Raw genomic sequence first — 5,791 nt, 5'->3', positions numbered from 1 at the left:
CGGCAAAACTTGACCAGAACAGGCTCGCTCCTACAGGGCGTTCTGCACCACCACTTGCTCACTCTCCCCTTCCACCGCCAGCCACCACGCACCACCACGCTGCGGATGCATCAGATTGAACGCCTCTCCCATCTGCGGAGTGGTGATCGATACGTTGCGTTCCCAGGCCAGGGCCAGGATGCGGTCGAAGGGTTCGTACCAGGCGTGCATCGACAGGTCGAAGGTGCCGTTGTGGATCGGCAGTAGCCAGCGGCCCTTGAGGTCGAGGTGGGCTTGCAGGGTTTGTTCGGGTTGCATGTGCACGTGCGGCCAGTCGACGTTGTAGGCGCCGGTTTCCATCAGGGTCAGGTCGAATGGGCCGTACTGTTCGCCGATGCGTTTGAAGCCGTCGAAGTAGCCGCTGTCGCCGCTGAAGAAAATGCGCGTGTCACCGTCGATCATCACCCACGAGGCCCAGAGGGTGCTGTTGCTGTCGAACAGGCCACGGCCGGAGAAATGTTGCGATGGGGTGGCGATGAACCGGATGCCCTCGACTTCCGTGCCTTGCCACCAATCCAGTTGGCGGACTTTGCTGGGGTCGATGCCCCACTTGATCAGGGTGTCGCCTACGCCCAGCGGGGCCAGGAAGTGTTTGGTCTTGTCCGCGAGTTTCAACACAGCCGCATGATCCAGGTGATCGTAGTGGTCGTGGGACAGGATTACCGCTTCGATCGGCGGCAATTCCTCCAGGCTGATCGGTGGCTGGTGGAAACGCTTGGGGCCGGCCCATTGCACGGGCGAGGCGCGCTCGGCGAAGACCGGGTCGGTGATCCAGAATTTGTCGCGCAACTTGAGCAGCACCGTGGAGTGGCCCAGGCGATAGACGCTGTGATTCGGAGCTGCGATCAGCGCGGCTTGCTTCAGGGCTTGCACCGGGACGGGGGCGCTCGGGCGGGTGTTTTGCGGTTTATGGAACAGCGCGTTCCACAGGATGCCCATGGTTTTGCCAAAGCTTAAACGTTGAACCGGCGTGAAGTTCTGATATTGGCCTTGAGCCTGTCGGGACGCTTCAGGTGTGGAGGCGTTGTCCGCCGGGGAGTTTGAATTGGCCATGACTGAGTGACTCCAGAAAAACCGCGTTTGACGCGATTTACCTCTTTGGGACGATAAATGGCCAAGGCACGCACGCATCAGCCGGACTTTCTATTTTTACCGGGCAGGATTAACAAAACATTACACTGCACAGTGTAGTTTCTAGGTTGCATCAAAGTCGATGACAAGTAAACTGCTGAGTGTAGTTTCCCTTTTCTTCCTGCCGAAGCGTACTTATGACAGCTCCACAGCGCCTCACCGACCGAAAACGCCAAGCGATCATTCAAGCCGCGATCATCGAGTTCCGTGACAACGGTTTCGAGATCACCAGCATGGACAGGATTGCGGCCACTGCCGGCGTGTCGAAGCGCACGGTGTACAACCACTTTCCCAGCAAGGAAGAGTTGTTCGCCGAGATCCTCAATCAACTATGGATCCGGGTGACGGCAGAACAGGAAACGGCCTACCGTCCCGACCTGCCGTTGCACGACCAATTGCGCGTGTTGCTGATGGCCAAGCTGCAAATGTTGGGTGATGACAATTTTCTCGATCTGGCTCGGGTGGCGATAGCAGCGACCATTCATTCCCCGGAGCGGGCGCAGGATATGGTGGCGCGAATGGGCGAACGCGAAGAAGGGCTGACGGTGTGGATTCGGGCCGCACAGGCCGATGGCCGATTGAAAGCCGTGGCGCCTGAGTTCGCCGCTCAACAGATCCATGGCCTGCTCAAGTCTTTTGCATTCTGGCCGCAGATTTCCATGGGCCAACCCAGCTTGTCAGCCGAGGAGCAAAACACGGTGGCGGATTCCGCTCTGGCCATGTTCCTGGGCTATTACCAGCTCTAGTCCAGCCATCTACAGCACTTGCCGACATTAAATGGCTTCGAAGGACACTGATTAATCCGGCTGGAATAAATGACAATGTGCACCGCTTTTACCGATGAGCGGTAATTCCGCCCCCATGCAGTAAAGTGTTTCAGAATGAATCTGGTGCAGGAAATTATGGATAGACAACACGGCAAGGGTTTGTCATTTGCCAAACGCATCTACATGCCTCGAACCATTGGCTTGGGCATCGGCAGTTTCAGTGTGGCCGCCGCTCTGTATCCGTTGCACTTGCCGGTCTGGGTCTGGGTTTTGTTGGCACTCAATGGTTTTGTCTGGCCGCATCTCGCTTATCAACTGTCGAGCCGCTCGGCCTTTCCCTACAAGGCTGAACGCCGGAATCTGCTTTACGATTCGCTGTGCGGTGGCTTTTGGGTTGCGACGTTCCAGTTCAATCCGCTGTGCACCGTGACCATTCTGGCGATGATGGCGATGAACAATGTCGCCGCCGGCGGCCATCGGATGTTCCTGTTGGGCAGCCTGAGCCAAGCGGCGGGCGTGCTGATTGCCTGGTCGCTGTTCGGCGCGGCATTCACCCTGTCGACCACGCAATTGCAGGTGTGGGCGTGCTTGCCGATGCTGACGCTCTACCCGTTGGCGTTGGGCATGGTCTGCTACCGGTTGGCGATCAAGCTTTCAGAACATAAACGTACCCTGAGCGCCCTGAGCCGCACCGACAGTTTGACCGGGTTGCTCAACCACGGTGCCTGGAAGGACTTGCTGCAACTGAAGTTTCGCGAGTGCAGCCAGCGTCATGAGCAGGCCGTCATTGCACTGATCGACATCGACCATTTCAAGGCCATCAATGACACCTACGGTCATCTCATCGGTGACTCGGTGCTGCGCCAGTTGAGCGTCGAGCTCAAGTGCAACCTGCGCGAATGCGACCTGGCCGGCCGCTATGGCGGTGATGAGTTTTGCGTGATTCTGCCCAACATGCCGCTGGATCAGGCCGTGGACGTGATGGAGCGTTTACGCAGCGTGCTGCAAGACTATCGGCATGGGGAAGTGCCCGAACTGCGGGTCAGCCTGAGCATCGGTCTGGCGGCCTACCAACCGTCGTTCACCGATGCAACGGCCTGGCTCGATGACGCTGACAAAGCCCTGTACACCGCGAAAAATACCGGACGCAACAAGGTCAGCGTCAACACGAGCAACACCGGCCTGGAAACGTCGAACACATGATGTGATCGCTTGGCGATTACGCTGCTCGAATGACGCTAGGGCTATAGTGAGCCTCAGTCCCAGCGCCCAGCAGAGAGCACCATGAACACCACGCCAACAGACAACGCCACCGCAGCCCCCGTCGATCACCTGCGTTTCCATCGCCATCACGCCCATCTGGCGCCGACCTTTGGCAATGACAAGTTTGCCCTGCGCGCCGAAGCCTTTGCGCGGTTCTTCGGTACCCCGACCTTTCTCGGCGCCCAAACGCTGATCGTGGTGGTCTGGGTGTGCCTCAACGCGTCCGGAATCACCCACTTCGATGTGTACCCGTTCATCCTGCTCAACCTGGCGTTCAGCCTGCAATCGGCCTATGCCGCGCCACTGATTCTGTTGGCCCAGACGCGTCAGGCCGCACGCGACAAAGCCCAATCCGATGCCGATGCACAGCACCGCGAAGCGCTGGCGACCGCCAACAGCGAGCGACAGGCAGAAGCCGCGAAAAACACCGCACAACTGCTGGAGCTGCTCGAGCAGAACACCCGCCTCACGGAGATGACCAAGGCCCTCACCGAGCGCATCGAAAACCTGACTTCGGAAATGCATCAACACTTCGTGCGCAAGGATGAGCCACAGGCCTGAACGGTTTCACGGCAGTTTCAGCGCCCGCCCCAGCTCATCGAACAAGGTGACCACCGAGCGCAAGGCTCGGCAGTCGGGACGCGTCAGCAGCCACAGCGCGGTGTCGTATCCGTGCAAGGGCTCGCCCAATGGACGCAATCCCTCGCCGATCAAGAAGTCCGGCAACGCTGCGACACCCAGCCCCGCCCTGACCAGCTCGGTAACCGACAGCATGCTGTTGCAACGGTAACCCGGCGTTACGCCCGGCAAGGTCTGGCGACGCCAGATCACGGTCGGGTGATCCGGCAGGAAGTCATCCGGGGCGATCCAGGTCAATGAGGCCAGCTCTGTGGTGTTGACCGATTGCAGGTATCGCTCGCTGGCGCAGACGCGGTAGGCAATGTCCGCCAGCCGCCGTCCTACCAGATGCTCCGGTGGCGTGCGGGTCAGGCGCAGGGCAATGTCGGCATCCCGACGGCTGAGGTTGGCAAAGTCATTGGAGGTGCTGAGTTCGAGCGTCAGCGCCGGATAGTTCGGCATGAACTGCGCCAGCGCCGGCAACAGCAAACCTTGCAGGACCGAATCGGTACAGGTCAGGCGCACGATGCCGCTGATCACTTCCCCGCCCTGCTCCACACCGATGCGCGCCGCCTCCAGCGCCTGTTCAGCGCGCTCGGCCTGCTCGGCCAGTGACTGCGCCAGGGTGGTGGGCAGGTAACCGGCGCGGCTTTTTTCGAACAATTGCTGACCCAGCGCAGCCTCCAGCCGACGCACCGCTCGAAACACCGTCGAGACGTCCACCTTCAACAGCTGCGCGGCGCGGGCCAGAGAGCCGCCGCGCACCAATGCAAGGATCAGGGCCAGGTCCGGGTAGTCCAGTCGATAGTGCGTCGCTGCATTGATCACTTGGGAAAACGCCAATATTGAGTGCGTGAGCGCCAATCTATAGTGGGCCTCAGGAATCAACAAGTGCAGAGGCCCCTCATGGAAAACCCTCCGATTCGCATCGCCCTGATCGGCGACTACGACCCGCAAGTCACCGCCCACCAGGCCATTCCCGTAGCCCTTGAAATGGCCGCTGAACACAGCGGCCTGAACGTGCATTGGCAATGGCTGGCCACCGATGAAATCCACGCCGAGACATCGCTGCACCCCTTCGATGGTTTCTGGTGCGTGCCGGCCAGCCCGTATCGCAACATGGACGGTGCATTGCTGGCGATCCGTTTTGCCCGTGAACAACGGCGACCGCTCCTCGGCACCTGCGGCGGTTTTCAACACACCGCGCTGGAATATGCGCGCAATGTACTGGGCTGGTTGGATGCCGAACATGGCGAGACTGCACCCGATGCAGCACGGGCGCTGCTGACGCCACTGTCGTGTGCGCTGGTAGAGGCCGTCGATTCCATTCATCTGGCTGAAGGCTCGTTGATCGCACAGGCGTACGAAAGCGCCGAGATTCGTGAAGGCTATCGCTGTCGCTATGGGGTGAATCCGCAGTTCGAAGGGGAGTTGCTCAAGCGCGAGTTGCACGCCGTCGGCCACGATTCGCAACAGGGACTGCGCGCGGTCGAACTCAGCGGCCATCCGTTCTTTGTCGCGACCTTGTTCCAGCCCGAGCGGGCGGCACTCGGGGGCGTCTTGCCGCCGCTGGTTAGCGCCTTTGTCCAAGCCTGTGCGGGGCGCTCGTCATGATCGCCGATACGCCAACGGCGGCTTACTACGCGGTGATCTTCACGTCGCTGCGCACCGAGGGCGATCAGGGTTATGCCGAAGCGGCTGCAAGGATGCTTGAACTCGCCCGTGAACAGCCGGGGTTTCTCGGAGTGGAATCGGCTCGGGGTGAGGATGGATTGGGAATAACCGTGTCGTATTGGGTCAGTGAGGCGGCGATTCTGGCGTGGAAGCAGCATCCGGAGCATACGGCGATTCGCGAGCGTGGGCGTTCGACCTGGTATGCGCGGTGTCATACAAGGGTGTGTCGGGTTGAGCGGGCCTATGGGTTCAGTCTGTAAAGGATGCGGTGTTTTTGAGGCCGTCTTCGCGGGCAAGCC

The 5,791-nt window shown here is 60.1% G+C and carries 7 protein-coding genes; 5 read left to right on the top strand and 2 right to left on the bottom strand.

What is annotated here, in order from left to right; all coding sequences use genetic code 11:
- Positions 1–30: 30 nt before the first annotated feature.
- A complete protein-coding gene (locus tag PMI26_RS21925; protein WP_007972235.1) occupies positions 31–1,092 on the bottom strand; it encodes an MBL fold metallo-hydrolase in 1,062 nt (353 codons plus the stop codon).
- Between the two features lie 215 nt (positions 1,093–1,307).
- Between PMI26_RS21925 and PMI26_RS21930 the strand changes: the two genes are divergently transcribed.
- From PMI26_RS21930 to PMI26_RS21940, 3 genes are all read left to right on the top strand, one after another.
- Positions 1,308–1,916 (top strand): TetR/AcrR family transcriptional regulator, encoded by a 609-nt coding sequence (locus PMI26_RS21930; protein WP_007972233.1) that lies wholly within the window; start codon positions 1,308–1,310, stop codon positions 1,914–1,916.
- Positions 1,917–2,072: 156 nt separating this feature from the next.
- Entirely contained in the window at positions 2,073–3,140 is a 1,068-nt protein-coding gene (locus tag PMI26_RS21935; protein ID WP_007972230.1) for a diguanylate cyclase, read from the top strand.
- Between the two features lie 81 nt (positions 3,141–3,221).
- Positions 3,222–3,761, top strand: a complete 540-nt coding sequence (locus tag PMI26_RS21940) for a DUF1003 domain-containing protein (protein WP_007972227.1) — start codon at positions 3,222–3,224, stop codon at positions 3,759–3,761.
- Positions 3,762–3,767: 6 nt separating this feature from the next.
- Here the strand turns inward: PMI26_RS21940 and PMI26_RS21945 are convergent, their stop codons facing one another.
- A complete protein-coding gene (locus PMI26_RS21945) occupies positions 3,768–4,709 on the bottom strand; it encodes a LysR family transcriptional regulator (protein WP_007972225.1) in 942 nt (313 codons plus the stop codon).
- Positions 4,710–4,724: 15 nt separating this feature from the next.
- On the opposite strand from PMI26_RS21945, the gene PMI26_RS21950 reads away from it, so the two are divergent.
- Positions 4,725–5,432, top strand: coding sequence for a CTP synthase C-terminal region-related (seleno)protein (locus PMI26_RS21950; protein WP_007972223.1), 708 nt, complete (start codon positions 4,725–4,727; stop codon positions 5,430–5,432).
- The gene (locus PMI26_RS21955) at positions 5,429–5,752 is read left to right on the top strand and encodes an antibiotic biosynthesis monooxygenase family protein (RefSeq protein WP_007972222.1); all 324 of its coding nucleotides are present in this window, start codon (positions 5,429–5,431) and stop codon (positions 5,750–5,752) included. Before PMI26_RS21950 ends, PMI26_RS21955 begins: the two co-directional genes overlap by 4 nt.
- The last annotated feature ends 39 nt before the right edge of the window (positions 5,753–5,791 follow it).

The sequence above is a fragment of the Pseudomonas sp. GM33 genome (assembly GCF_000282295.1).
In the GTDB taxonomy this organism is placed as follows: domain Bacteria; phylum Pseudomonadota; class Gammaproteobacteria; order Pseudomonadales; family Pseudomonadaceae; genus Aquipseudomonas; species Aquipseudomonas laurylsulfatiphila.
Note: the sequence above shows the minus strand (reverse complement) of the source record. Positions and strands in the feature narration are given on the sequence as shown.